Origin of the sequence: Bacillus sp. FSL R5-0709 (genome assembly GCF_038004785.1) — a bacterium.
Taxonomy (GTDB): domain Bacteria; phylum Bacillota; class Bacilli; order Bacillales; family Bacillaceae_G; genus Bacillus_A; species Bacillus_A mycoides.
This window is the reverse complement of the sequence record NZ_JBBORT010000001.1, coordinates 2684053-2709469: the sequence shown is the minus strand read 5'-3', so window position 1 is coordinate 2709469 and position 25417 is coordinate 2684053. Positions and strand designations below refer to the sequence as shown.

General features: G+C 34.9%; 29 protein-coding genes and 1 pseudogene. 22 read left to right on the top strand and 8 right to left on the bottom strand.

From position 1 onward, the window contains the following. The first annotated feature begins 218 nt into the window (after positions 1 to 218). From MKX37_RS13845 to MKX37_RS13815, 7 genes and pseudogenes are all read left to right on the top strand, one after another. Positions 219 to 977, top strand: a complete 759-nt coding sequence (locus tag MKX37_RS13845; protein WP_078422489.1) for a class I SAM-dependent methyltransferase — start codon at positions 219 to 221, stop codon at positions 975 to 977. A gap of 115 nt (positions 978 to 1092) precedes the next feature. Continuing rightward, a pseudogene (locus MKX37_RS13840) lies at positions 1093 to 1655 on the top strand (AAA family ATPase). A gap of 143 nt (positions 1656 to 1798) precedes the next feature. Beyond that, entirely contained in the window at positions 1799 to 2062 is a 264-nt protein-coding gene (locus MKX37_RS13835) for a hypothetical protein (protein WP_002127785.1), read from the top strand. A 408-nt stretch (positions 2063 to 2470) separates the two neighbouring features. After that, complete coding sequence (locus MKX37_RS13830; RefSeq protein WP_002012946.1) at positions 2471 to 2971, top strand: invasion protein; 501 nt, start codon at positions 2471 to 2473, stop codon at positions 2969 to 2971. Between the two features lie 166 nt (positions 2972 to 3137). After that, positions 3138 to 3368: a hypothetical protein gene (locus MKX37_RS13825; protein WP_000789035.1), complete on the top strand. Its 231-nt coding sequence runs from the start codon at positions 3138 to 3140 to the stop codon at positions 3366 to 3368. Positions 3369 to 3753: 385 nt separating this feature from the next. Then, positions 3754 to 4245 carry an ankyrin repeat domain-containing protein gene (locus MKX37_RS13820; protein ID WP_002127784.1) on the top strand — a complete coding sequence of 164 codons (492 nt, stop codon included), beginning with the start codon at positions 3754 to 3756 and terminating at the stop codon, positions 4243 to 4245. Beyond that, complete coding sequence (locus MKX37_RS13815) at positions 4242 to 4838, top strand: DJ-1/PfpI family protein (RefSeq protein WP_002168209.1); 597 nt, start codon at positions 4242 to 4244, stop codon at positions 4836 to 4838. Before MKX37_RS13820 ends, MKX37_RS13815 begins: the two co-directional genes overlap by 4 nt. A 48-nt stretch (positions 4839 to 4886) precedes the next feature. On the opposite strand, the gene MKX37_RS13810 is transcribed toward MKX37_RS13815, so the two are convergent. Then, complete coding sequence (locus MKX37_RS13810; protein ID WP_002127781.1) at positions 4887 to 5813, bottom strand: aldo/keto reductase; 927 nt, start codon at positions 5811 to 5813, stop codon at positions 4887 to 4889. A gap of 288 nt (positions 5814 to 6101) precedes the next feature. On the opposite strand from MKX37_RS13810, the gene MKX37_RS13805 reads away from it, so the two are divergent. From MKX37_RS13805 to dltD, 7 genes are all read left to right on the top strand, one after another. Next, the gene (locus MKX37_RS13805) at positions 6102 to 6458 is read left to right on the top strand and encodes an FtsB family cell division protein (protein ID WP_002085024.1); all 357 of its coding nucleotides are present in this window, start codon (positions 6102 to 6104) and stop codon (positions 6456 to 6458) included. Further along, positions 6397 to 6672 carry a hypothetical protein gene (locus MKX37_RS13800; protein ID WP_002127780.1) on the top strand — a complete coding sequence of 92 codons (276 nt, stop codon included), beginning with the start codon at positions 6397 to 6399 and terminating at the stop codon, positions 6670 to 6672. The genes MKX37_RS13805 and MKX37_RS13800 overlap by 62 nt, the downstream gene beginning before the upstream one ends. Before the next feature lie 88 nt (positions 6673 to 6760). Next, complete coding sequence (locus MKX37_RS13795) at positions 6761 to 7087, top strand: DUF3870 domain-containing protein (RefSeq protein WP_002127779.1); 327 nt, start codon at positions 6761 to 6763, stop codon at positions 7085 to 7087. A 104-nt stretch (positions 7088 to 7191) separates the two neighbouring features. Beyond that, entirely contained in the window at positions 7192 to 8253 is a 1062-nt protein-coding gene (locus tag MKX37_RS13790) for a dipeptide epimerase (protein ID WP_176126856.1), read from the top strand. A 39-nt stretch (positions 8254 to 8292) separates the two neighbouring features. Further along, positions 8293 to 9294, top strand: a complete 1002-nt coding sequence (locus MKX37_RS13785; RefSeq protein ID WP_078422539.1) for a C40 family peptidase — start codon at positions 8293 to 8295, stop codon at positions 9292 to 9294. Between the two features lie 20 nt (positions 9295 to 9314). Further along, the gene (locus tag MKX37_RS13780; RefSeq protein ID WP_078422540.1) at positions 9315 to 10937 is read left to right on the top strand and encodes a peptide ABC transporter substrate-binding protein; all 1623 of its coding nucleotides are present in this window, start codon (positions 9315 to 9317) and stop codon (positions 10935 to 10937) included. A 335-nt stretch (positions 10938 to 11272) separates the two neighbouring features. Further along, on the top strand, positions 11273 to 12454 hold the full coding sequence (gene dltD / locus MKX37_RS13775; protein ID WP_078422541.1) for a D-alanyl-lipoteichoic acid biosynthesis protein DltD: 1182 nt from the start codon (positions 11273 to 11275) through the stop codon (positions 12452 to 12454). A gap of 47 nt (positions 12455 to 12501) precedes the next feature. On the opposite strand, the gene MKX37_RS13770 is transcribed toward dltD, so the two are convergent. Beyond that, complete coding sequence (locus MKX37_RS13770; RefSeq protein ID WP_002127774.1) at positions 12502 to 12726, bottom strand: hypothetical protein; 225 nt, start codon at positions 12724 to 12726, stop codon at positions 12502 to 12504. 145 nt (positions 12727 to 12871) lie between these two features. On the opposite strand from MKX37_RS13770, the gene MKX37_RS13765 reads away from it, so the two are divergent. Beyond that, complete coding sequence (locus MKX37_RS13765) at positions 12872 to 13369, top strand: DinB family protein (protein ID WP_002165617.1); 498 nt, start codon at positions 12872 to 12874, stop codon at positions 13367 to 13369. A 28-nt stretch (positions 13370 to 13397) separates the two neighbouring features. On the opposite strand, the gene MKX37_RS13760 is transcribed toward MKX37_RS13765, so the two are convergent. Both MKX37_RS13760 and MKX37_RS13755 read right to left on the bottom strand, forming a co-directional pair. Then, positions 13398 to 14003: a DedA family protein gene (locus tag MKX37_RS13760; protein WP_002032601.1), complete on the bottom strand. Its 606-nt coding sequence runs from the start codon at positions 14001 to 14003 to the stop codon at positions 13398 to 13400. Between the two features lie 232 nt (positions 14004 to 14235). Continuing rightward, positions 14236 to 15000, bottom strand: coding sequence for a DUF1836 domain-containing protein (locus MKX37_RS13755; protein WP_016127125.1), 765 nt, complete (start codon positions 14998 to 15000; stop codon positions 14236 to 14238). A gap of 257 nt (positions 15001 to 15257) precedes the next feature. Between MKX37_RS13755 and MKX37_RS13750 the strand changes: the two genes are divergently transcribed. Both MKX37_RS13750 and MKX37_RS13745 read left to right on the top strand, forming a co-directional pair. After that, the gene (locus MKX37_RS13750; protein WP_002032604.1) at positions 15258 to 15707 is read left to right on the top strand and encodes a hypothetical protein; all 450 of its coding nucleotides are present in this window, start codon (positions 15258 to 15260) and stop codon (positions 15705 to 15707) included. After that, entirely contained in the window at positions 15695 to 16006 is a 312-nt protein-coding gene (locus MKX37_RS13745) for a YxcD family protein (protein ID WP_078422348.1), read from the top strand. Before MKX37_RS13750 ends, MKX37_RS13745 begins: the two co-directional genes overlap by 13 nt. Before the next feature lie 24 nt (positions 16007 to 16030). On the opposite strand, the gene MKX37_RS13740 is transcribed toward MKX37_RS13745, so the two are convergent. The 4 genes from MKX37_RS13740 to MKX37_RS13725 form a co-directional block, all read right to left on the bottom strand. Further along, complete coding sequence (locus MKX37_RS13740) at positions 16031 to 17266, bottom strand: NAD(P)/FAD-dependent oxidoreductase (protein WP_002127769.1); 1236 nt, start codon at positions 17264 to 17266, stop codon at positions 16031 to 16033. After that, entirely contained in the window at positions 17263 to 17595 is a 333-nt protein-coding gene (locus tag MKX37_RS13735) for a (2Fe-2S)-binding protein (RefSeq protein WP_033713751.1), read from the bottom strand. The genes MKX37_RS13740 and MKX37_RS13735 overlap by 4 nt, the downstream gene beginning before the upstream one ends. Next, on the bottom strand, positions 17588 to 17863 hold the full coding sequence (locus MKX37_RS13730; protein ID WP_003189776.1) for a (2Fe-2S)-binding protein: 276 nt from the start codon (positions 17861 to 17863) through the stop codon (positions 17588 to 17590). Before MKX37_RS13730 ends, MKX37_RS13735 begins: the two co-directional genes overlap by 8 nt. Before the next feature lie 73 nt (positions 17864 to 17936). After that, positions 17937 to 19598, bottom strand: coding sequence for a sigma-54 interaction domain-containing protein (locus tag MKX37_RS13725; protein WP_003189777.1), 1662 nt, complete (start codon positions 19596 to 19598; stop codon positions 17937 to 17939). A 182-nt stretch (positions 19599 to 19780) separates the two neighbouring features. Between MKX37_RS13725 and MKX37_RS13720 the strand changes: the two genes are divergently transcribed. From MKX37_RS13720 to MKX37_RS13700, 5 genes are read left to right on the top strand one after another with little or no spacing between them, the layout of a single operon-like run. After that, positions 19781 to 20956, top strand: coding sequence for an NAD(P)/FAD-dependent oxidoreductase (locus MKX37_RS13720; RefSeq protein WP_003189778.1), 1176 nt, complete (start codon positions 19781 to 19783; stop codon positions 20954 to 20956). Further along, positions 20953 to 21990, top strand: a complete 1038-nt coding sequence (locus MKX37_RS13715) for a proline racemase family protein (RefSeq protein ID WP_001257535.1) — start codon at positions 20953 to 20955, stop codon at positions 21988 to 21990. Before MKX37_RS13720 ends, MKX37_RS13715 begins: the two co-directional genes overlap by 4 nt. After that, on the top strand, positions 21987 to 22928 hold the full coding sequence (locus MKX37_RS13710) for a proline racemase family protein (protein WP_016120361.1): 942 nt from the start codon (positions 21987 to 21989) through the stop codon (positions 22926 to 22928). Before MKX37_RS13715 ends, MKX37_RS13710 begins: the two co-directional genes overlap by 4 nt. Positions 22929 to 22950: 22 nt before the next feature. After that, positions 22951 to 23847 carry a 4-hydroxy-tetrahydrodipicolinate synthase gene (dapA, locus tag MKX37_RS13705; protein ID WP_078422347.1) on the top strand — a complete coding sequence of 299 codons (897 nt, stop codon included), beginning with the start codon at positions 22951 to 22953 and terminating at the stop codon, positions 23845 to 23847. Positions 23848 to 23865: 18 nt separating this feature from the next. Beyond that, positions 23866 to 25350 carry an aldehyde dehydrogenase family protein gene (locus MKX37_RS13700; protein WP_002032614.1) on the top strand — a complete coding sequence of 495 codons (1485 nt, stop codon included), beginning with the start codon at positions 23866 to 23868 and terminating at the stop codon, positions 25348 to 25350. Positions 25351 to 25417: the final 67 nt, after the last annotated feature.

Sequence of the window (25417 nt, the reverse complement as noted above, 5' to 3'; positions counted from 1 at the left end):
ATAAAGAGCTTACTATAGTAAGCTCTTTGTTTATAATCGGAATTTTCAACTTGTATATGTTCAATCGCGAGGAAATATTATACAATGTAAATATATTACATGGAAAGTGAGTGATAAATTATGACAGTCAGCTCTTTCGAATTCTCATTAAAATTTGAGGTACGGAAAGATTAAGTAAATTAGAATCTTCCGTACACATAAAACGGAGGAGAAAATAAATGTTTAGTTTTTATAGTACACTTTGTACAGAACTATATGATTTTACAAAACCTGTCGGTTATTCTTTAAATGGTGATATTGAGTATTACCAAGAACGTTTAAATAATTGTGGGGGAAGAATTCTCGAAGCGGCAGTAGGATCAGGGCGTGTCATTATTCCACTTCTTGAAGTTGGATTTAAAGTTGATGGGATAGATTATTCAACTGAAATGCTAGATTCTTGCCGTAAGCGTTGTAAAGAGAGAGGCTTAAACCCTAATTTATACCAAGGAAGCTTACAACAATTTTCATTACCATATAAATATGAGGCGATAATAATTCCTACCGGATCCTTTTGTTTAATTGAAAATCGTGATGATTCTATAAACGCTTTGAAATGTTTTTATGAACATCTTAATCTAGGCGGGCGTTTAATTGTAGATCTTGCGCTTCCATATGACTGGAAGACGGGTGAGATTCATACATCGACTTTTTCCTTACCAAGCGGGGACGGAATTACATTAGAAAATAAATCAATTGAAATAGATTGGCTTAACCAAGTAACTGTATCATATTTAAAATATGAAAAATGGAGTAAAGGACAGTTAGTACAAACTGAACTACAACGTTTTGCAATGCGGTGGTATGGAATAGAAGAGTTTAAACTCCTTTTAGAAAGTATAGGTTTCACTGACATTACTTGCTCTGCTGACTATGTTTATGAAAAGCAACCGTCAAATGCAGAACAAATTATTACTTTTGAAGCTGTACGAAAGTAATAATATAGGAACTATTCATGAAAATAAGGCAATCGACACAACATCGACTGCCTTATTTTCAATTTTAGGATATGTTTTATTTAATTGTTTATAGAGAAAAATCGGAGGAAAACAAATGAAATTCATCTTAATATTTGGCCCGCAAGCAGTCGGGAAAATGACGGTCGGGCATGAGTTAGAAAAAATAACTGATTTAAAGCTATTTCATAATCATATGACGATTGATTTTGTTAGCTCGTTTTTTGATTACAGTACAAAGCGGAAGCACAACGGTTAGTAAGTTTGTTTCGTAATGAACTATTTGAAGAAGTGTCTAAAAGTGATTTATACGGAATGATTTTTACATATGTATGGGCATTTGATCTTCAATCGGATTGGGATTACATAAACCATGTAGTAAGTATTTTTGAATCAAAAGGCGCAGCAGTATATTTTGTAGAGCTCGAGGCAGAATTAGATGAAAGATTAGAGCGAAATAAAAGTCCACATAGACTAGAGCATAAACCGAAAAAAAGAGACATTGAATGGTCTGAAAAAAATTTAAAAGAAACGATGAAAAAACATAGATTAAATTCATTTCATGATGAAATTGAAAAAGAAGAGTACATAAAAATTAATAATACTCATTTGAGTGCTAAAGAAGTAGCTGTAATGATTAAGGAAAAATTCCGATTGTAAAATACTTAAATGCTGTTACGTTTTCATTGTCCAAGCATTCTCCTACTAACTACATATACTATTTATATTAAGGACGGTCACTAATTTATTGAGAAACCGTCATTTATATATAAATGACAACTTTGGAAGGAGGTAAGAAAAAATTGGAAAATGAACAGCCAGGAAGAATTGAAAATCAAGTGTATTCTAATCGAGTTGTAAGATCAGAATTTGATAAGCATTGGGAAACTTGTATTTCAAAAAGTGGTTATGTAATCTATGTAGCGACAAGTGATCATGCTGAAGTAATAGTACTTCTTTCAGATGGTTCAAGTAAATTGTTAATCTTCGAAAAAGGCGGAAAAGTAGTAGTGGGTGGTGGTGGAACAAGTCATTACAGCAAACCGCATATTGCAAGAAATATTTAATGTGAAAAATGTTAATCGAGAAGATGCTGGTAGCCTTATAACCTTTAATTTATATATATAAAAATACAAATCATAAAGTAAGTTTTTTTAGATTCTGGCGTTTTTTGTAACAAAAATAAGATGAAAAAGATCTTTAACGTATAAAGGTCTTTTTTGTTTTATTATAGCAGGGATATACTGTATACATAAAAAAGTGTAGTGAAAAACAATCAGCCTTTCATGTACTATACATGAAAGGCTGATTGTTTTTATGTGTTGAAGGAGTCTTTTAGAAGAATTGTAGTTTTTAGATTGATAGTTAAAACTGTAACAGCTTATGTATAATTAATATCATTTTGTCAAATGAATGTCACATAAAAGTCTTATAGTGTATATAGAAAGTGAAACATATACAAAGCAGGAGATGAAATGATGAAAAAGGCACTACAATATATATTCATATTATTTACGTTAGTTACTTTAAGTTATGTAATTTATATTAACTATGAAAAGCAGAAAGAGATTAAAAATAATAAACAAGTAATTAGTGAAGTTGCAAAGAGGTATGATATTCCAGATTGGATACCATTATCTATTGCTGATCATGAAACAAAATTTGATCGAAAAGCGATAGGGGATAACGGAACATCTTTCGGATTATTCCAATTACATCGTGGTGGATTAGCACCAGCGCAATTATCGGAAGAGAGTTTAGTGGATTCGCGTATAAATACAACGATAGCAATTTCAAGTATGGTCAAATCGTATGAACGTGGTGTGAAAAAAGGACTGCAGGATTGGGAGTTGCTTAAATATGTTGCTAATACATCAGGGTGGCCAGGAAACTTAGGAGGAGAATGGACAGATAATAATACGAAATATAATAAAGGGCTAGAACAATCATATCAATTATATAAAAAAGAGAAGTAGATATAAAAAGGCATTTTCAATTTGGGGAAATGTCTTTTTTATGTTATAGTATAAAAGTGTTTGGGTGTTATGTTATTTCGATATATCTTCAAATTTGTTGTGTAGTATTTTTATATTAAATAACTACTAAAATCATTTTTTTATATAAGGAGTAAGAAGTAGGGATATGAAAAATATAGATTTTATACTAGAAAGTGATGAAACATTAAAACCGTCAGAACGATTAGTACTATTATTATTAGAGAAGCATAGAATGTTATATACGAACGATCTATTAGCTCTTTCAAATTTATCATATAAAACATTAACAGATTCACTAACAGCACTCGTTTTAAAGTCTTATGTTTTAAAGGATACAGGTAAGGGAAGAAGGCAGAATTGTTATAGATTAGTATGATAAGAGTACTGCTATAGATTCTTGCTATATATGTATTTTTCAAATGTAAGGATAAATTCCATTTTTATTTTCAAGTGATAAAAAACTATTAATTTAAGTAAATAGCCGGTTTTGAATATATAAAGAGTTCATGGCTGCTAAATATATAATTTCATTTCATTTTTATTAATGTTTATTAGTTGTAAGTGAAAATGATATTTTTTTAAACAAATATAAAAATGAAATTCAAAAACAATCTACTCATTAGAGTGGGTTGTTTTTTTATTAGGATAGCGAATTATAAAAATAATATTATTATGTAAACTTAATTATTTAGAAAGGAACATGTGATTATTAATGGAATTTATTAAGGGGTACTTAACATTTGTATACATGGAGGTTCATTATGGAACAAATCATATCAATATCACAAGCAGTCATAAGAGGGGAAAAAGAAAAGGTAGTAGAAATCATTAATACGGATCCAAGTGTTGTTAACTCATTTAGTGAAGATGGATGGACACCGCTTCACTTAGCTGCTTATTTTGGACAGAAAGAAATTGCAAGTTTCCTTTTAGAACAGGGAGCAGAAATACATATTAGAGCAAAAAACGAAAATGAAAATACACCTCTTCAAGCAGCAATTGCGAATAAGCAAAGCGAGCTTGTAGCTTTCTTAATTGAAAAGGGATCAGATGTGAATGCTGTGCAAAGTGGTGGCTGGACAGGACTTCATGAAGCGGCGTTATTAGGAAATGAAGAAATCATTATATTACTTCTTGAAAATGGTGCTAATAAAATGATTAAGAAAAATGATGGAAAAACCGCATATGATATTGCTTTAGAAAAAGGGTATGAATCCCTATTACATCATTTGCAAGAGGAAGTGAGCTTATGATTAGCCACTGGAATGTAGGGATTTTTCTTTTTAATGAAGTGGAAGTGTTAGATTTTGCGGGTCCATTTGAAGTTTTTTCCGTTACAGCAACAAGTGAAGGTCAACTATTTACAGTTCATACTGTTAGTCAAGATGGAGAAATGATTACAGCGAGAAATGGATTAAAGGTACAACCGGACTATAGTATCGAAAACTTGCCTCCAGTTGATATTTTAATTATTCCTGGTGGGTTAGGTGTTAGAGAAAACGAAATGAAAAATGAAATAATAACAAATTGGATCCGCGAGCAAATGAAAGAAGTAAAGTTAATGACTTCTGTTTGTACCGGTGCGCTTTTACTTGCGAAAGCTGGATTACTCGATGGCTTCAAAGCGACAACACATTGGGCAAGTATTGAAAGTTTTAGAAATGATTTTCCGAATGTGGAAGTATTAGAGAATGTAAAGTTTGTAGATGAGGGGCATATTATTACGTCTGGAGGAATTTCAGCTGGAATTAATATGTCATTTCACATTGTGAGAAATTTGTTGGGTGCTCGGGTTGCTGAAGAAACAGCGAAGAGGATGGAATATGATATAGATTTAAAGTATTAAAAGTAAAACAAGACCAGCAGTTGGATATTTCCAGCTGCTGGTCTTGTTTTATATTGACTGAATATGCGCTAATTCCTCATCTGTAAGAATCGGACGGATAGACGAGTCTGCATTTTCTTTCGCTTGTTTTTCTGTTTTTGCGCCAGGAATTGCGACCGATACCGCTGGATGAGTGAGGACATAACGAAGTGCAAGTTGCCCTAAGGTTTGATTTTCATTTGAGAGTAATCGTAGTTTCTCTACTTTTTGTAAATCTTCTTGAAACCACTTTTCTTTTGGCCATTCTTTGCGTAAATCTCCGTCAAGAAAAGTTGTTTTATTTGTAAATTTTCCAGTTAATATCCCCATTTTTAAAGGGCCGCGTATAACAGCTCCTAAATTGTTCTCCTGTAGGTAGGGCAGTATGTCGTTTTCCGGTTTTCGGTTTAATATGTTGTAATCAAGTTGCACAACATCAATTTCATTGTTTTTATTGAAGTGTTTTATATATTGTATGTCGTGAGTTGAAACACCAACAGCTCTTACTTTTCCGTCCCGTTTTAATATTTCAAATGCTCGTAAAAATGCTTCTGTTTCTTCTTGTTTATCCCACCAAATGTGACAGAAATAAACATCAATATAATCTGTTTCTAGGCGCAGTAAGCTAGTTTCAAATACTGCGATCACTTTTTCTGCAGTATTATAAACAGGCTCTCCACTTGGATCATAGTGATGCCCAATTAAACCGCCTTTCGTTGATAAAACGATATTATTACGGTGCTCTCTTATCGCTTGAGTTACTAACCTTTCACTATGTCCTAATCCGTATACATCAGCAGTATCAATAAAGTTTACGCCACATTCAATTGCTTTCTTCATAGCGGTTATAGATTGTTTGTCGTTAACAGGACCCCATTCATCGCCGCCAATCGCCCACGCTCCAAAGCCAATTTCAGAAACAGTAATTCCAGTTTTACCTAATGTACGGTAGTGCATCATTTTTCCTCCTTGTAAGCATGTTATAACATCGGTATGCAAAACTAGAATTTATATGTGTAAAAATGTTTTCTACAATTGGGGAAAAAGAATAACATAAACTACTATTTTATAGCAGCATAAATAAAAATTCTCATTTTAAATACAGAGATGTCGTCGAACGCTATCTCTAATTGGTTAATTTGTGAGATTTTTTTGTGAAGGAGGTTATTTTATAAGAATAGAATTTAAGTTAGTAAGAGATCGTGCCTATGGTAGTGAGAAAATATGGGTTAGGGGGATTTGAAAATGAGGAAACTCAAAAGAGTCAATGTTCCTAATATACCAGAGCAACTATCACAGCCTAACGACAAGCGAACTATAAATAAGAAGAAGTTAAGGCGTTTTATTTTCATGTTCATTTTTATTGCTGCGACTACTTTGTACGTTCAATATATTTTAACGAAACAACAAGAAGTAATTAATGGCAAAAAAAATACAATAACAAATCAAAAGAAACAATTAGTTTCTTTAAAGAAAGATCAAGGTTCTTTAAAGACTAACATTGAGAATTTAACCGATAATGAAGAAGAGATTTTAAAGTTTGCTAGAAAAGAGTATCAATTTTCTAAGTCAAACGAAACAATATTCGTATTGCCAAAGTGAAGTGGTGGAACAGTTAGCGATAGCTAACTGTTTTTTGATGTATGAGGGAAAAGTTGTTTGTAGTGTGAATGTCATGGTACAAGGAGAAATGACATATTGTAAAAATGAGAAGTTTGAGCCAATTTTAATTGTTTTAAGAGATTTTCATAATTATGGAATATATGTCAAAATAAATATTGTTAAAATTCTGTCAATTGTATATAATACAAGGTAAGCGGATACATTTTTTAATCAACGTTGAGTTAACAGCTTATACGTCTGTTAAGAAAACCGTTATCCTCGTATAAGAAAGGAAGATAGCTGTGTACGCTTCAAATACAATTTACGTCGTAGGGGATGCGAAAGCACCTCAAAATAATCCCATTACCGAAAAGTTCAAAAGTTATTTTGTAGCATTTGTACTTGAGAAGGATACAGGGGAAATTGTAGATGCAGATTGCTCAGCCACAATTGCATTAACATCTCAATTTGTTAAATATTTGTTTCTACATAAAAATATTAATGACCCAGCATTAGTAACAGAAATAAAAAATCGGTACTTCGGTTCGTGTCAAAAGGCGCTACTTGTAGCGCTAAAGGATGCACAGAAAAAATATAATCAGATCGCTGCTTTGTCTACCCATTCATAGACAAAATCCAGCCGTAAGAATCTTCTTATGGCTGGATTTTTTTGTTTCGCATTAACGGAAAAGCCACCCGGATATTAAAGTAGCACTCTATAAACAATGAAAGGATGAACAAAATGAAAATTACCGATGTGAAGGTAAACCGCCGACATGTAAAGCTTCATACACCGTTTAAAACTGCGCTTCGCACTGTAACGGAAATCGAAAGTATAGATGTGTTTATTCATACAGATGAAGGGATTGTTGGAAAAGGAGCTGCTGCAGCAACACCGGTTATTACAGGTGATTTTGCCAACGGGATTGAGGAAGCAATATTAGGGCCAATTCGCTCCGTATTAGTTGATAAAGATGTGCTGCAATTTCAAACGTTATTGTTACACATTCAAATGAGCTGTATAGGAAATACAAGTGCGAAAGCGGCGGTAGATATGGCTTTATACGATGTATATTGTCGATTTCACAACATACCGTTATATGCATTGTTAGGTGGGAAGAAAGAGATTTATACTGATATTACAGTAAGTGTTGATGAGCCTTTATTAATGGCAAAAGAAGCGAAAAAGCATATCGAAAAGGGATTCCAAACATTAAAAATTAAGGTGGGTAAAGAGGCACATTTAGATTTAGAACGCATAGAGGCAATTCGAAATGTAGTACCAAAGAATACGACGTTACGTTTAGATGCAAATCAAGGATGGAAACCGAAAGAAGCGGTTTCTATTATTAGAGAAATGGAGAATAGAAATTTAAATATAGAATTTGTAGAACAACCAGTTCATGCGAAAGATTGGGAAGGATTAAAGTACGTGAAGGACAATGTACAAACGCCTATTATGGCAGATGAAAGTATGTTTTCGGCAAGAGACGCATTAAAGATTGTCCAAGGAGGATATGCAGACCTACTTAATATTAAATTAATGAAATGCGGCGGCATACGAGAAGCATGGAAAATTGCGGATATTGCGGAAGCAGCAGGTGTGAAATGTATGGTCGGAAGTATGATGGAATCTTCACTTTCAGTTAGCGCTGTTGCCCATTTAGCTGCGGCTCATCCGAATATTCATTACTTTGATCTTGATGCACCGTTATGGTTAGTAGAAGAGCCAGAAGGGATGACTTACACTGGTCCAAAGGTAAACCTGCATTCTATAGTGAATATACAATCTTAGAAGTAGTACCTAGTAAACTATCTTATAAGGGGGATATATATGAAAAAAGTAGGAACTGCATTTTTAACAACTTTATTTATATTTTCATCGTTTACTTCGGTGAATGCTGAAGAGAAGAAGGATAGTAAAGCATTTATAGATGTATCTGCTGCAACGTTATGGACTGCACCAGATTCATTACGACCAATTGATGCACCGAGTGCGACAAATCCAGTTGATTTATGGAAGTGGACGAAATCAATGACGCTAGATGAGAAGCTTTGGTTAACGAGTGCAAATAAATTAGAAACGCAAGCGCTACTCGGTCAAGAAGTAACAGTAATTGATAAAAAAGGTGATTGGGTAAAAGTAGTAGTGCACGGACAGCCAACGCCGCGAAATGAAGAAGGGTATCCAGGGTGGATGCCTGAAAAACAATTAACGTATAATCAGGAATTTGCAGATAAAACAAACGAAGCTTTTGTATTAGTAACGAAACCGACAGCAATTGTATATATTAACCCTTCTGAAAAACATAAATCGCTAGAAGTCAGTTATAATACGCGTTTACCGCTATTAAGTGAAGATACGATCTCATACCGCGTATTGTTACCAAATGGTCAGAAGGCGTGGCTACGGAAAAATGATGGAACTGTTTACCATTCTCAAAATGATATTCCGACTCCAACCGCTGATGACTTAATAAACACCGGAAAAATGTTTTTAGGATTACCGTATATATGGGCTGGTACAAGTGGTTTTGGATTTGATTGCTCTGGATTTACACATACGATTTATAAATCACATGGCATTACAATACCGAGGGATTCTGGGCCACAATCAAAAGCAGGAATTGCGGTTGATAAAGAAAACCTACAAAAGGGCGATTTAATATTCTTTGCACATAATCAAGGAAAAGGTAGTGTTCATCACGTTGCCATGTATATTGGTGATGGAAATATGATTCACTCTCCAAAGGCTGAAAGATCGGTAGAAATTATACCGCTAAATACACCAGGATATATAGAAGAATACGCTGGTGCTCGTCGTTACTTACCTTAAAAAAGATAGGGGGGCTTTATATGAAAAAGGTTGTTCGCTACTCATTAGTTAGTACTCTACTTGTATCTTCATTTTTAGTAGGCTGTGCTAAAGAAAAAACAGCTACAAAGCCGAAAGATGAGAAGAAAGTATTACAACTACTAGAAACGGGTGAAATTCCATCATTAAATTCAGGGAAAGTAACAGATGCGGTATCATTTAACGTTTTGAATAACGTAATGGAAGGGTTATTCCGTTTATCGAAAAATGATGAAGTGATTCAAGCGGGAGTACAAAAATATGAAGTGAGTAAAGATGGTAAGACATATACATTCCACTTACGTGATGCGAAATGGTCTAACGGAGATCCAGTAACAGCTCATGATTACGTATATGCTTGGAAGCAACTTATAAATCCAGATACAGCCTCTCAATATGCATATATCGCGTACGATGTGAAAAATGCGGAGAAGATAAATAAGAAACAATTAGGCTTAGAAGAATTAGGTGTGAAAGCAAAGGATGATAAAACGTTCGTTGTAGAGCTGGAACATCCTGTACCGTATTTTACGAAACTACTCATTTTACCATCTTTCTATCCAATTAATGAAAAATATGCGAAGGAGCAAGGTGATAAATACGGGTTAGAGGCAAATAAAGCGATATATAATGGGCCGTTTACATTATCAGAGTGGAAGCACGAAGCGAGCTTTACAATGAAGAAAAACGATAAATATTGGGATAAAAAAGAAGTGAAGTTAGATGAAGTAAACTATCAAATTGTTAAAGAAATTTCAACTGCGGTAAATTTATATGAGACAGATAAAGTTGATAGAGCTGTCATTTCAACAGAATTCGTAGATAAATATAAAAATAATAAAGATTTGAAACAATATACAGATCCGGTTATGTATTTCTTCCGTTTCAATGAAAATGTGCCGATTCTTAAAAATAAAAATGCACGTCTTGCGCTAAGTACAGTGTTTGATAAAAAGGGCTTGGCGACATCATTTTTAAATGACGGATCAGTTGCTGCGAATTATTACGTACCAAAAGGATTTTTAAAAGGACCAGATAAGAAAGATTTTAGAAGTACGGCAGGTGAGTTTAATAAGACGGATGTAAAACAAGCGAAAGAATATTGGGAAAAGGCGAAGCAAGAGACAGGCACAAATGAAGTGACGTTAGAACTATTAAACTATGACTTAGAGAACTTTAAAAAGGTAGGCGAATATATTAAAGAACAGCTTGAGAAAAACTTACCGGGGCTAAAAGTAAATGTGAAATTACAACCACATACGCAAAAATTAGCGTTAGAGAAGAAAAAAGAATACGAAATGTCGTTATCACGTTGGTTACCTGATTATCCAGATCCAATGACGTACTTAGAAGTTTTCCTTTCGGGAAGTACCGTAAATAATACAGGATATGCAAATCCAGAATATGATGCGTTAATTAAGAAGATTAAAACAGAATTAGGTAATGATGAAAAAGCTCGTTGGAAAGCACTGCAAGATGCGGAAAAAGTGCTCCTTGATGATGCGGTAATTGCACCAGTATTCCAGCGCGGTCTTTCTTACTTACAAAAACCATATGTGAAAGAATTATATGTACATCAATTCGGTCCAGCTACAAGTTTAAAATGGGCAGATGTACAAAAATAAAGTGATGGAGAAACAGACTTCACGTATGTGATAGTCTGTTTTTTCTTATAGATTCAAATGAATTATAGACATTTTATAAGTTTTTTCATAGCTTAAAAATAAAATTATTACATAAATTCCAGTGTGAAATTTATGTAGAATCTTGTATAATTAACATGTTTCTTTGGAAACATTTTCTTTCTCTATGAATGTATGAATTTGCAGAGAAAAGAGAGGAATACATACATGTATACAATAGATAAATAGAATGGGACATGTATAGAAAAAAGGAGAAAAATGATGACGTGTCATAAACAAGGGTTACAATTTATTAGCAATAGAAAGAGGAATAAACGATGAAGATGAAGCATGCTTTCGGACCAATTATTTTAGCCTGTGTACTCTTTTTCATTGTATTGCTTATTCCATCTAAGAGTTTAGTGTCACTAATAAGCGATAAAAAGATAGAAGATGCAGCAACCTCCTTACAAAAAGAGAAATTACAAAGTGTTTTCTTGCAACAGAAAATGTTAGAGAATTCGCATTATTTACCGATGTATGGTTCATCAGAGTTTTTACGAATGGATGCATATCATCCATCTAACTATTTTAGAGTAAATCCAGCAGGTTTTACTCCATTTTTAATAGGGACTGGTGGTACGCAAAGCTTGGCTCATATATTAAATATGACGTCTACAATGGATGAATTAGAAGGTAAAAAGGTAGTCTTTGTTCTTTCACCACAATGGTTTACAAAAACCGGTGTATCACAAGGGGATTTTACAAATAATTTCTCCAAACAACAAGCCTATCACTTTATTTTTAATGACGAAATAAAGCCTGAAATGAAGAAAAAAATCGCGAAACGTATACTAGATTATAAAGTTGTTCGTAAGGATGCGATATTAAGTAGTTCGCTAGAAAGTATTGTATATAACGATACAAAACATAACATAAAAGCTGGACTAGCTAAACCGCTAGCTTATATGTACCGGAACATTTTAGATCATCGAGATTTATTTAACTCTCTATTTAAGATCGAACCGATGAAAGAGGAAACAAATATGGGATTACGTTCGCTTTCTTGGGAAGATGCACGTAAACATGCGGAACAAGAAGGTAAAGTAGGATCCACAACAAATACATTCGGAATTGAAAATCCATATTATTATAAACATAATTTAAAGAAAAAATTAAAAGGTTTAAAAAACTTTAGAGCAAATGAATCGTATGATGATTCACCAGAATATGATGACTTACAAATTGTTTTAGATCTTTTCAAAGAAAAAAATGTAAAACCACTCTTTATTTCTGTGCCTGTAAACGGACCGTGGTATGATTACGCTGGTTTCCCAAAAGAACGTCGTGATGTGTATTACAATAAGGTTCGCGATCAAGTTGAGAAAGCAGGATACCCAGTAGTCGATTTTTCTAGCCATGAATATGATAAGTATTTCTTAAAAGATACGATTCATTTAGGCTGGAAAGGATGGATCTATTTTGATGAAGCAGTGCAGAAGTTTTACTCTGAAAAATAATGCATAAACAATAGAAACAGGAATGGCAATAAAGCCGTTTCTGTTTTTTAGTATAGAGGATTTTGGTGTGGGCAATTTGGAAAGGCGTGTATATCTTGAATTTGTCTAAAGTCATAATGTTTCATGGCGAACTGGGCTTGGTAAAGGTATTCGTAAACAAATAATTGATTATTTTGAACTCTGCATAAAACGCCGGATGTCCCTTGCCCATTAATGAGAGAAACACCAACAGGGCGTCCGATTAAGTATGGTACTTTTTGCTGCCAATGCATAGGGAATCAATCCTTTTTGAGTTACTATACGTATTTTATAGTGGAATTGTTGCTTATCCATGTAAATCTTAGACTGGAGGGTTTTAATGAAATGTCTAGAAATCATTAATATGAATGAATTATTAGTGTGGAAGAGGAGTGCATTATGGAGAAAGGAAGGATTCTGGAAGAAAAGTTAAATCTAATAGAATGGTGCCAAACATTGAATGGAATATCGGAGGATATATGGTTTCAACCATTTAAAAAAGGTTCATGGGCAATTGCGGATGTAATTTCACATTTTATTGTTTGGGATGAGTTTCTAATGAAGTATAGAATTTCATATTTTGTAAGCGGGAAATCTGTACATATCGTTCCAACAGATGTTGAGGAAATGAATAAGGGTGCAATAAAATATGCAAGGTCTGGTATTTCAAAGGAAGAACTAATAGATCAATTTAGCTTTACTCGTAAACAATTAGTAGACCAAATTGAGCGAATTCCTGCTCGGAATTTTAATAATGACTATCAATTTGGCACAAAAAAATTGAGGTTAAATAATTATTTTTCATCACTTATCGAGCATGACTTAAAGCATAAAAAAGAAATAATACAATTTCTAATACATGATCAAGCCGATAATAAAAACCGCTATAATTCTTAATGAATTTATAGCGGTTTTTATTATAATCTTAAGCAAGATTTTTACGTTTTTTTGTCCACTTTTTTATTACGAAATATAAAAGTATAAGTACAACGCCACCGATAGCGAACGATTTCACATACGGTCCAGCAATATCGTTAATATTCTCCCAATTTTCACCTAGTTTCTCACCTAAATAAATGAAAATGATAGACCAAGGGATGATCGCAAGTGCTGTTAATGTAGTGAAACGTAGTAATGGCATTTTTGTAATACCAGCAGGAATTGATATCGCATGACGAACGATAGGAATGAAACGTGCAGTGAAAATTACGCCAGTTCCGTAACGATTAAACCAATCTTCAGCAGCATCCATTTGTTTTTTATGTATGAAAATATACTTACCGTAACGTTCTAATACAGGGCGACCACCATATCGACCAATCCAGTAAACAAAGATTTGGGCAATAACCCCACCAATTGTACCGAATATAACTGCGCCTACAAATGAGATACTACCATTGAATACTAAGTATCCCGCATAAGCAAGGACAATCTCACTTGGAATAATTTCAATCATAAGTCCAAGCATTATGCCCCAATAACCTAATCCCTCAAAAAATGTTAATACTGAATGAATAAAACTACTTAACATTGTTGCACCTTCTAATTTATGAATTTTGAATATAAGCCCCTTTATTTAACAATATAAAAGGTTCACTATATGTAGATTATACCTTATTTATATAGGGGATTGCCATTTCAATTCTTTTATGTCTCTCATAAGTATTATAGTAAAGGATATAAGCCCAGTTTTCATGAAGAGATAATGAAAAGATTATTAAAAATTTCTCATAAAAAAATAGAAGCATTTCTGCTCCTATTTTTTACGGTTTCACTTCTAAATTTTGTAAAAATAAAGTTGCTGTTACGTAACGTTTCGCTAACATTTGTACATATGCGGTATGTACAGAAAGGGTGGCGATAATAATGGCGTTACGAATTGCTTCGCGTTGTTCGTTGTTAACCTGATCGAAATTGCTTGCAATTTTATCAGCTCTTTCTTTCACGATATTTTCAATTGTATGGATTGTGTCTGTTGCATTTAATTGTAAGCAATTCCCTTGATTGAGTTCTTCAAATAGAGAAGAGTATGCTCCGTACAAATGAACAGGATTGATTAAGTCATCACTTCGATCGGCCGGGTCATTTACGATGAGTCGTAATAGTTTGCGAATAGATTCAAAATCAAGCGCTGTTTTTAAATCTTCGACAATGAATAGTAATGCTGCTTGTTCGATTGAGTATTTCTTCCCTTTTTGAGGGGAGCCAATCATTTCTTTTATATCTCGTTTCACCCAGTTTTGCATAGCAGTTACAGAGAAACTCGTGTTTTCAATCTGATTGCCAAGCGCAACTATTTCATTTAAAGAAAAACCGACATCCGTATCGTCAATCTTAATCAATTTTTCAAAAATAGGTGAAAGTGCGGTTGTAATAAAAGCAGTAACGCTTTGTCCGCTTTCAATATCTTTTTTATGTGACTTTGCCCAAGCTTCTTGTAAAATGCCGAGAGGCTTCTTCGTATTCCATCCTCTTAGTGATAGAAGGAGCGTTGCCATTTCGTTTCGTGTGAGATGAAATGTTTCCATCTTTTCACCTCCAAAATTATAAAAAGTTCTTATGAACTTATAATATGTTTTGTTTCATTTAAAGTCAATTCCGTTTTGCTTAATTTTTCCTATGTCATGAAATTGTCGTAAGTAAATAATGCTTGCATATTTCGACAAAAGTTCATATAATAAGTTCATAAGAACCTTTAAAATGGTTTTAAAACAAATCTATCATTCTGAATTTACTAGAAAGATAGATTTCACATATATCTATATAAAAGGAGAATGGATATAATATGTTGAAAAAACTTGTAGCAGTAATGACAGCATTCATGGTTATCTTTGGGGCTAGTAGCTTTATGTTCGTAGATCATGCGGCAGCGAAAAGTTACAAATCTGGTAAAAAATCATATACACCAAGTTCAGGTCAAAAGTCAAAAGTTGATTTAAACAAAAAAGATTCTAATGTGAATTCACAAAAAACGACAACTGATTCAAAAACAAAAGCAACAAACACAGCGCCAAAAAGTAATAAAGGTGGCTTTATGAAAGGCCTATTACTAGGTGGTCTTGGTGGTTTACTAATGGGTAGCTTATTTGCAAATATGGGAGCACTTGGTTCTGTATTAGCGTTTATGGTAAATATGTTAGTAATGGCTGGTATCGTAATGTTAGCAGTTCGTGCATTTAAATACTTCAAAGATCAACGTAAGAAAAAGGCAGATGAAGTAGCATGGAAACAATAAAAATTTCTGAACAAGAACTTATAAATGCACTTTGCGTATATATCGCTGAAAAACGACAAGTTGGTCCAGAAGAAGTTTCAGTTGAACTAATGTATGATGATGATGACTACGGTTTCTCTGCAGAAGTAGAGGTAAATGGTCGCCAGCAAATTTTAATTCAAGCAAACTTAATCGAAGCACTACGCTTGTTGCTTGATCGAGAATACAACGTCAATTCATTTGCAGCAAGATTGCAACTTGAATTAGATGATGAAGAAGGCATTTACGCATTAGCGAAATTTAATAACTCGGACGAGTAGTGAAAAGAGCTGTTGAGAGTAATCTCAGCAGCTCTTTTTAGTATGTGCATATGTAGAAGAATAATCACGCCAAAGTTCATTCATCTTCCGTCTACCAACATCAATCATTGGATTAAATTGAATCGCTGCTTTTTGACGAACAGAGTGAACGTTTTGAATTGCTTGTTGTAATTGTTGGTCGACTACGTCAAGTTTCTCACTTGCATGTTTAGCGACAGATAGACCTGCAACTGTCCCTTGCACCATCGCGATTTTTCCGCTTTCAATGCCAGTAATATTTCCAGCTACAAATAAACCTGGAAGAGGGGTTTCCATTTCTTCTGAATGAAGTGGAACATGTCCGCCTAATTCTGGAATGTAATGGAAAGGGCATCCTGCTACAGCGGCAAGCTCAGCAAGCGGATATAAACCTCCGGCTATACAAACGAAGTCTGCCTCATAGATCTTTTCTGATCCGTTAATAATATTCCCTTTAGAGTCAATGTTAGCAACACGTACACCCTCTACTTGATCTGTACCGATAATTTCAAGTGCAGCTTTACGAAGATGAAGCGGCGTCCCGTTTATTTTCATGCCGCTATTTGGATAAAATGTTAATCCAGCTTTTCGAATCCAATCATATTTCATAAAACGGCTACCTATACGTAGGAAGGGAGATGGGGCGAGGTGAGCCGCATTTAAGAGCGATTTTAAAACTTCTTCTGGTTCACCGGCCTTTTGGCTTAACTCGCTTTTTTCAGGGATTACAATATGATCCACTGTGATGCCAGCTAATTGCAATTCGTTTAAAATGGCGAATGACAAAATATTAGCACCGATAATGATTCCCTTTTTACCAACTTGAACGCGGTGAACATTTGTCATAACTTGAGCTGCGCCAATTGACATAACCCCTGGAAGTGTCCAACCGGGTAGGGGAATAGAATACTCCGCAGCCCCAGTAGCAATTAGTACGAACGGTGCTTCTAACGTACCGATATTTGTATGCACGAACCAACAACTCTCATCTTTATCTAAATTATATACGGAAACACCGCACCGAATATCGACTGAAAGGGATTTTGCTTCTTCGTGAAGACGTTTTGATTCTTCTATTCCGTTCCACCATTCCCCAGTAGGCTCTTGATGCAACTGTCCTAACAATCTCCCGCCCGGCTTCATAAATTCATCAATAACAAGTACGTTAAGTCCAAAACGTGCACAAGAGATGGAAGCTGATAATCCTGCTGGTCCTGCACCAATAATAATTACATCGATCATCGCTTTTTCACCATCTCTCTCACGATATTTGGATGCTGTTTTCCGCTGTCAACAACCATATCGTTTTCAACTACAGTTAAGCAAGCTCGTACATTCGTTTGATTGTTTACAGTCACGCGGCATTCAGAACAATGCCCGATATTACAATAAATACCTCGCGGAGTTCCGCTATCTTCATGTACTCTTAACGTTCTTATTCCGTTTGCAAGTAGAGCGGCCGCTATCGTTTCATGTTCATATGCTTCGTATTGTTGACCGTTAAATTGAAAAGTGATGTGCTGATTATTATTTAAATTACCTAAAATAGGGTGATTTGTAATTCTACTCATGATTTTCACCTACCGCTCCAAAAGTAACTGCACGCACGGGTGGTTGATATTTTAATGGAATTTCATTTTGGGATATGTTAGGATTCGCATTTTCTACCATTCGTTCTATCGTCATTCTACATGTTCTACCGCCGCAAAAACCCATACCAGCACGTGTTCTTAGTTTTAGCTCACGAGCTGAGCAATTATATTCAGCAATTGTCGATTGAAGTTGTCCGTATGTAACTTCTTCACAACGACAAACAATTAAGTTCTCTTTATTCGTCATATGTATTCCTCCTCTAGTTCGGTTTACATAAATTATTATGCAAAAACTATGCCAATATAGAGGAGGAGAGGGGTTATTGTAACCCTAGTCTTTTTAAACGGTTATATAAAGTGGCCCTCGTTACGCCAAGTTGTTTCGCACATTCTAATTTATTACCATCTAAAATGCGTAAAGCTCTTTCAATTACCTTTTTCTCGTGCTCATCCATTTCTTCTTGTAAAGAAAGAATCGTATTATTGTTGCTGAGTAATAGGGATTGAGCTGTATGATTGTCTAAAGTTTCATTTGTATGAAATGGTAAATATTCTTGTTTAATAATGCCGTCTGTCGCAAATACGACGAGTCTTTCAACTACGTTTCGGAGCTCGCGAATATTACCAGGCCAATTGTAATGAAGTAGTTCATGCATAATATTTGAAGGTAAGTCTCGAATAGGCCTGTTATAGTTTATTGAAAAATCGTTTAAAAAGGAGTACGTCAATTCGATAATATCCTCTCGTCTTTCGCGCAGCGGTGGAATAAGCAAGCTAACTACATTTAAGCGATAGTATAAATCTTCTCGGAAAGTTCCTTTTCTCATTTCTTCTTGTAAATCACGGTTTGTAGCAGCGATAATGCGGAAATCAATATTTATTTCTTTTTCTCCGCCAACTCGGTAATACTTTCGTTCTTGCAGTACACGTAAAAGCTTCACTTGCATATCGAGCGGCATTTCACCTATTTCATCGAGGAACAAAGTACCACCTTGTGCGAGTTCTATTTTACCTTTCTTACCTTTACTATTTGCACCAGAAAAAGCCCCGCGCTCGTAACCAAATAATTCACTTTCAAATAACGCTTCTGGGATTGCGCCGCAGTTAATTGAAATGAAAGGGGCATTTGCTGTCTCACTTGCTTCATGAATTGCTTTCGCAAACACTTCTTTTCCAACTCCGCTTTCTCCGAGTATTAAAACCGTGGATTTCACTGAACAAACCTTTCTAGCTAATTGAATCGTTCTTTGTATAACAGGGCTTTTTCCATTCATCGCAAGGAAAGGATCGGATGTATCTTTATATTTTGCTACTTCTTGTTCTAATCGGTGCATTTCATGCGACATATTAAATAGTTTTTCATTCAAAGCGACTTGATTTGTAACATCAGTTTCAGAAACGACTGCTCCTATAATTTCATCGTTACAATAAACTGGGTTTGAATTAATTAATACGAACAAATCTGGACGTGGCTGATGGAACTGAGCAATTATGCTTTTTCCGTCATGTAATGATTGCAGAATTTCTAAATCTTTATAATCAAAAAAACGGGTAATGGGTTGTCCGATAATTTCATTATGGTTCACTGAAAAAATCTTTTCAGCGCCATCTGTCCAAGTACGAACGCATTCTTTATCGTCGATGACTGTAACAGAAGAATCAGACGTTTGAATAACAGTGTTATAAAAAGCTAGTAGTTCATTGTAATACTTATAAAGAAAAGGAATCATTTGCTGAGCAGTTATACAGCATAAAGGCTCTTGATTTTCTTTAATGATGACAACGGCTAGTTCATGAGAAAATGCGTCGATTAAAGTAGTGAAAGAGTCATCTTCATATATAACTGCGCACCTCCATTCCTCAGTAGGTGAATGGAGGTAATAAAATTTTTCACCTACCTGTTTCATGCGCTTAACGATACTTGTACAATCAATTGACAAAATTTTTATTAACTCTTTTATTGTTGGGAATGAAAATGCCATATTGCCCTCCTATTATGTATAAAAATTTAGACAGTGATAAAAAAATAATACACCTATTTACGATAAATTTAAAATATTTTTACAAATAAAAATTATTTCATATAAATAGTTCTGTATGTAGAGTTGGCACACCAATTGCATAAATAGAAAGTGAGAGATTTAGGAGAAAGGAGGGGTGCTATGTGAGACACTGTGACGTTTTAATAATAGGCGGTGGTATTATAGGCTGTTCTATCGCGTACTACACATCAAAATACGGAAGAGACGTAACAATCATCGAAAAAGGAGAATTTGTCAGTGGGACGTCTTCACGGTGTGATGGGAACATTTTGGCTATTGATAAAGACCCAGGGTTTGATAGTCAAATGTCGTTAGTAAGTCAAAAATTAGTAACGGATTTAAGTGAAGAGTTGGAGCATTCATTTGAATATAGGGCGCCAGGAAGTATTCTCGTTTGTGAATCAGACGAAGAGATGGAGGCAGCGCAGCAATGGGTAAATCGTCAAAAAGAGGCTGGTTTACCATTTCGAATGCTTGATAGGCAAGATATAAGAGAGGAATCACCATTTTTTGCGGATGATTTATTAGGTGGTTTAGAATGCGCAACTGATTCGACTGTAAATCCATATCTTCTTGCTTTTTCACTTCTTACAGAATCGAAGAAATTTGGTACGAAAGCTTTTAATCATACAGAAGTGAAAGAAATAAAAATAGATATAGACGGTTCCTTTATTGTAGAAACGACAAATGGAACGTTTACTGCGAAACAAGTGGTGAACGCAGCCGGTGTGTGGGCTCCTAAAATCGGACAAATGTTAGATGTGAATATCCCAATTGAACCGAGAAAGGGACATATTATTGTAGCTTCAAGGCAACAACACGTTGGCTGCCGTAAAGTAATGGAATTTGGTTATTTAATTTCTAAATTTGGTGGAAAACGAAAAGTGGATGCTTTAACTGAAAAGTATGGGGTGGCACTTGTATTTGAACCGACAGAAAGCCAAAATTTTTTAATTGGTAGTAGTAGAGAGTTTGTAGGTTTTCATACGAAGATAAATAACGAGGTTATTAAATGTATTGCGAATAGAGCAATTCGTTTTTATCCGAAAATGGCAGATATGATGGTGATTCGTTCATATGCTGGATTACGCCCGTGGACAGAAGATCATTTGCCGATAATTTCACGAGTGGAACATATTCCGAACTACTTTATAGCAGCAGGACATGAAGGTGATGGAATTAGTCTTGCAGCAGTAACCGGGAAAGTAATTGAAGAGTTATTAAATGACAAAGAAACAATCATTCCTATTGAACAACTTCGTTTGAGTCGTTTTACAGAAAGGGTGTTAAACGGATGAGGTCACAAAGAGTCTTTACGACGATTGATACACATACGGGCGGGAATCCAACGAGGACATTAATTAGCGGACTTCCTAAGTTAATTGGGGAGACGATGGCAGAGAAGATGTTACATATGAAAAAGGAGTATGACTGGATTCGTAAATTGTTAATGAATGAGCCACGTGGTCATGATGTAATGTCAGGAGCACTATTAACAGATCCGTGTCATCCTGAAGCTGATATAGGTGTTATATACATAGAGACAGGTGGATATTTGCCGATGTGTGGCCACGATACAATCGGTGTATGTACAGCTTTAGTTGAATCAGGTTTAATTCCAGTAATTGAACCGGTTACTTCTTTAAAGCTAGATACACCAGCTGGCTTAGTTGAAGTAGATATTTCTGTTCAAGATGGGAAAGCGAAAGAAGTCTCCTTCTGTAACATACCAGCTTTTTTACTGAAAAATATTTCTGTACACGTCGAAGAAATTGGAACTGTAGAGGCTGATATTGCGTATGGAGGGAATTTTTATGCCATTATCGATGCGAAGTCAGTAGGTTTAGAGTTAGTACCAGAAAACGCATCTACAATCATTGATAAGGCTATTCATATTAGAAATACAATTAATGAGAAGTTTGAAATCATTCATCCAGAGTATTCGTTTATAAGAGGATTAACACATGTTGAATTTTATACAGATCCTACTCATGAAAGTGCGCATGTGAAAAATACAGTTGTTGTTCCGCCAGGAGGAATTGATCGATCTCCATGCGGCACAGGAACATCAGCGAAGTTAGCTGTATTATATGCTCATAAAAAAATTGATATCGATGAAGAATTTGTTCATGAGAGTATTGTAGGTTCTTTATTTAAAGGGTGTGTTATGAATACAACATATGTAGAAAATATTGAAGCTGTAGTAACGAAAATTACGGGATCAGCTTGGCTTATGGGTATGCATAGATTTTTTTACAATGAAAAGGATCCACTTAAAGAAGGCTTTTTGCTAATTCCGCCGATGGAACATGAAACGGAGGATGTAAAATGAACATTCAAAAAATGTATACAGCAGTAGACGTACACGTAAATGGCGAGGCGTTTCGTGTAATGAAAGACGTACCATGCAAATACTATTACAGTTTGGAGCAATTAAATGAACAATTTTCAGGTGAATTAGCAGAAGAAATGAAGCTTTTATTAAATGAACCACGTGGTTTTATCGGTTTAAATGGATGTATTGTCGTTCCTTCTATTCATAATGAAGTGGATGCAGCTGTATTGTTTTTTAATCATGAAGGATCCATTCCTCTTCATTACGGAGGCATTGTCGCAGTAATAACGATGTTACTAGAAAGCGGGTATTTAAAAAAGAGAGAGTCTAATCAATACAAAATCGAAACGCTATCTGGCATATTTTCAGTCGATGCATATGTAGAGAATGATGAAGTTGTATCTGTTTCGATTGAAAGCAAACTATGTTATATGATTGAGAAAAATTTAAAGATTGGTAATATAAGTTACTCTCTCATACAGGCAGATAAAGTATATGCAGTTGTAGAAAAAGATACGTATTCGCCAGAAATCAGTATTGAAAACATCTCTAAATTAAAAAAATGGGGTGAAGCTACACTTCAAACTATACAAAAACAGTCATTAATAAAAAGACTTATTTTAGTAGATTCTATGCAAAAAGAAAAGAACCATATAAAGTCGATTACATTTCATGAAGATAACTTTATAGTACGTTCACCAGGTTTTGTTTCTACTATTGTGTCTTATGTTCATACATTATTTAAAAATGATTATATAGCGGATAAACCTTTTAGAAATGAAAGTATTTTTAATAGCTTTATAACAGTAGAAAAAGTGAAGAAAGAAGAACTCGGATACATTTTTCGATTTGAAAGTAGAGGGTTTATTACAGGTATGCAAACATTTATATTAGATCCTACTGATCCGTTTCCAACAGGTTTCTTATTAAAATAATATGTTAAAGGGAGAGATAAAGATGCAAAAAATTAAAGGGGCATTTCCAGTATTAATAACACCGATGGATGAATTTCAAGAGATTGATTGGAAAGGCGTAAAACAAAACGTAAACTACTTTATTGAGCAAAAGGTAGCTGGAATTATTATTAATGGAAGTACAGGGGAATTTGTTAGTTTATCAAAAGAAGAACGATTTAACATGGTAGAAACAGTATTAAAAGAAGTTGATGGCCGTATTCCTGTCATTGTTGGAACTGCTGCAGAGACGACGAAAGAAACGATTGAATATACGAAACATGCAGAAGCGCACGGAGCGGATTGCGCATTAATTATAAACTCTTACTATTGTAAACCGAAGGAAGAGGAGATTTATTTTCATTTTAAAGAAATCTCAAACGCTGTAAATATACCAATTATGCTATACAATAACCCATTTACTTCTGGTGTTGATATGAGCACAGAGTTAATGCTCCGTATTGGAAAAGAGTGTAAAAATGTTACACATATTAAAGAATCTAGCGGAGATATTCGAAAAGCGAGAGATTTAGTAAGACAAGGTGAAGGTGCTTTCCAAGTCTTCTGCGGATCTGAAGATTTAGTTATGGAATCTTATTTAGTTGGTGCATCGGGATGGGTTTCAGTAGCCGGAAATATCGTTCCAGGACTCGTTACGAAAATGTATGAGCATTTTCAAAATGGTGAATTAGAAAAAGCGTGGGAAATGAACGATGCTATTTTACCTCTTTGTGAGTTTCTTGAAGGATCAGGAAAGTATGTGCAAATCGTTAAACGTTCAATGGAATTACATGGGCAAGTCGGAGGACCTTCACGTTATCCGAGATTAGGATTAACTGAAGAAGAAGATCAAAAGCTTCAAGCTATTTTACTAGAAATTGCAGCTAATGCAGCTGTTTAAATAAGGAGGAGAGTATATATGTTAACGACAAACATTGAGCTGAAACCAAAAGTGAAAGCGTTTTTAAATGAAGAAATTAAAATGTTTATTAATGGTGAATTTGTTTCTTCAATAAGTGGAAAGACGTTTGAAACATACAATCCAGCAACTGAAGATGTTCTAGCAGTCGTATGTGAAGCGCAAGAAGAAGATGTTGATGTCGCAGTAAAAGCAGCAAGATTTGCTTTTGAATCAGGCCCGTGGGCAGAGATGACTACTGCTGAAAGAGCACACCTTATTTATAAATTAGCAGATTTAATTGAAGAGCATAGAGAAGAATTAGCACAGCTGGAAGCTTTAGATAATGGAAAACCATATCAAGTAGCACTTGATGATGATATTTCAGCGACTGTAGAAAATTACCGCTATTACGCGGGATGGGCTACAAAAATTATTGGTCAAACCATTCCAATTTCAAAAGACTATTTAAATTACACACGCCATGAACCGGTTGGCGTTGTAGGTCAAATTATCCCGTGGAATTTTCCGCTCGTTATGTCTTCTTGGAAAATGGGAGCCGCTCTTGCGACGGGTTGTACGATTGTATTAAAACCAGCAGAGCAAACACCTTTATCTTTACTATATACAGCGAAGCTTTTTAAAGAAGCTGGTTTTCCAAACGGTGTCGTAAACTTTGTACCAGGTTTCGGTCCTGAAGCAGGATCGGCAATTGTAAACCATCATGATATTGATAAAGTAGCTTTCACAGGTTCAACAGTTACAGGGAAATATATTATGCGTCAATCTGCAGAAACAATTAAACATGTAACGTTAGAACTTGGTGGTAAGTCACCAAACATCATTTTAGAAGACGCTGACTTAGAAGAAGCGATTAACGGTGCGTTCCAAGGCATTATGTATAATCATGGTCAAAATTGTAGCGCAGGATCTCGAGTTTTCGTTCATCGGAAGCATTATGAAATAGTAGTAAATGAACTTGTGAAAATGGCAAATAACGTGAAGCTAGGGGCAGGTATGGAGGCGGAAACTGAAATGGGACCGCTCGTATCTAAAAAACAACAAGAGCGTGTGCTAAATTACATTGAACAAGGAAAATCTGAAGGTGCTACTGTTGCAGCTGGTGGTAAACGTGCATTTGAAAAAGGTTATTTTGTACAGCCAACAGTATTCACAAATGTTACAGACGATATGACAATCGTTAAGGAAGAAATTTTCGGACCAGTTGTCGTTGTACTCCCGTTCGATTCGACAGAAGAAGTAATTGAAAGAGCAAATCGCTCGTCTTACGGGCTTGCTGCGGGCGTATGGACACAAAATATTAAAACCGGACATCAAGTTGCCAATAAATTAAAGGCAGGAACAGTGTGGATTAATGATTATAACTTAGAAAATGCAGCTGCACCATTTGGTGGATATAAGCAATCTGGTATCGGACGTGAATTAGGTTCATACGCCCTTGATAACTATACAGAAGTGAAAAGTGTTTGGGTAAATATAAAGTAATAGAGAGTCTAACTGTTAATAAATAGAGGGATGAAATAATGAGAGATGCGGACAACTGGAAGGTTTA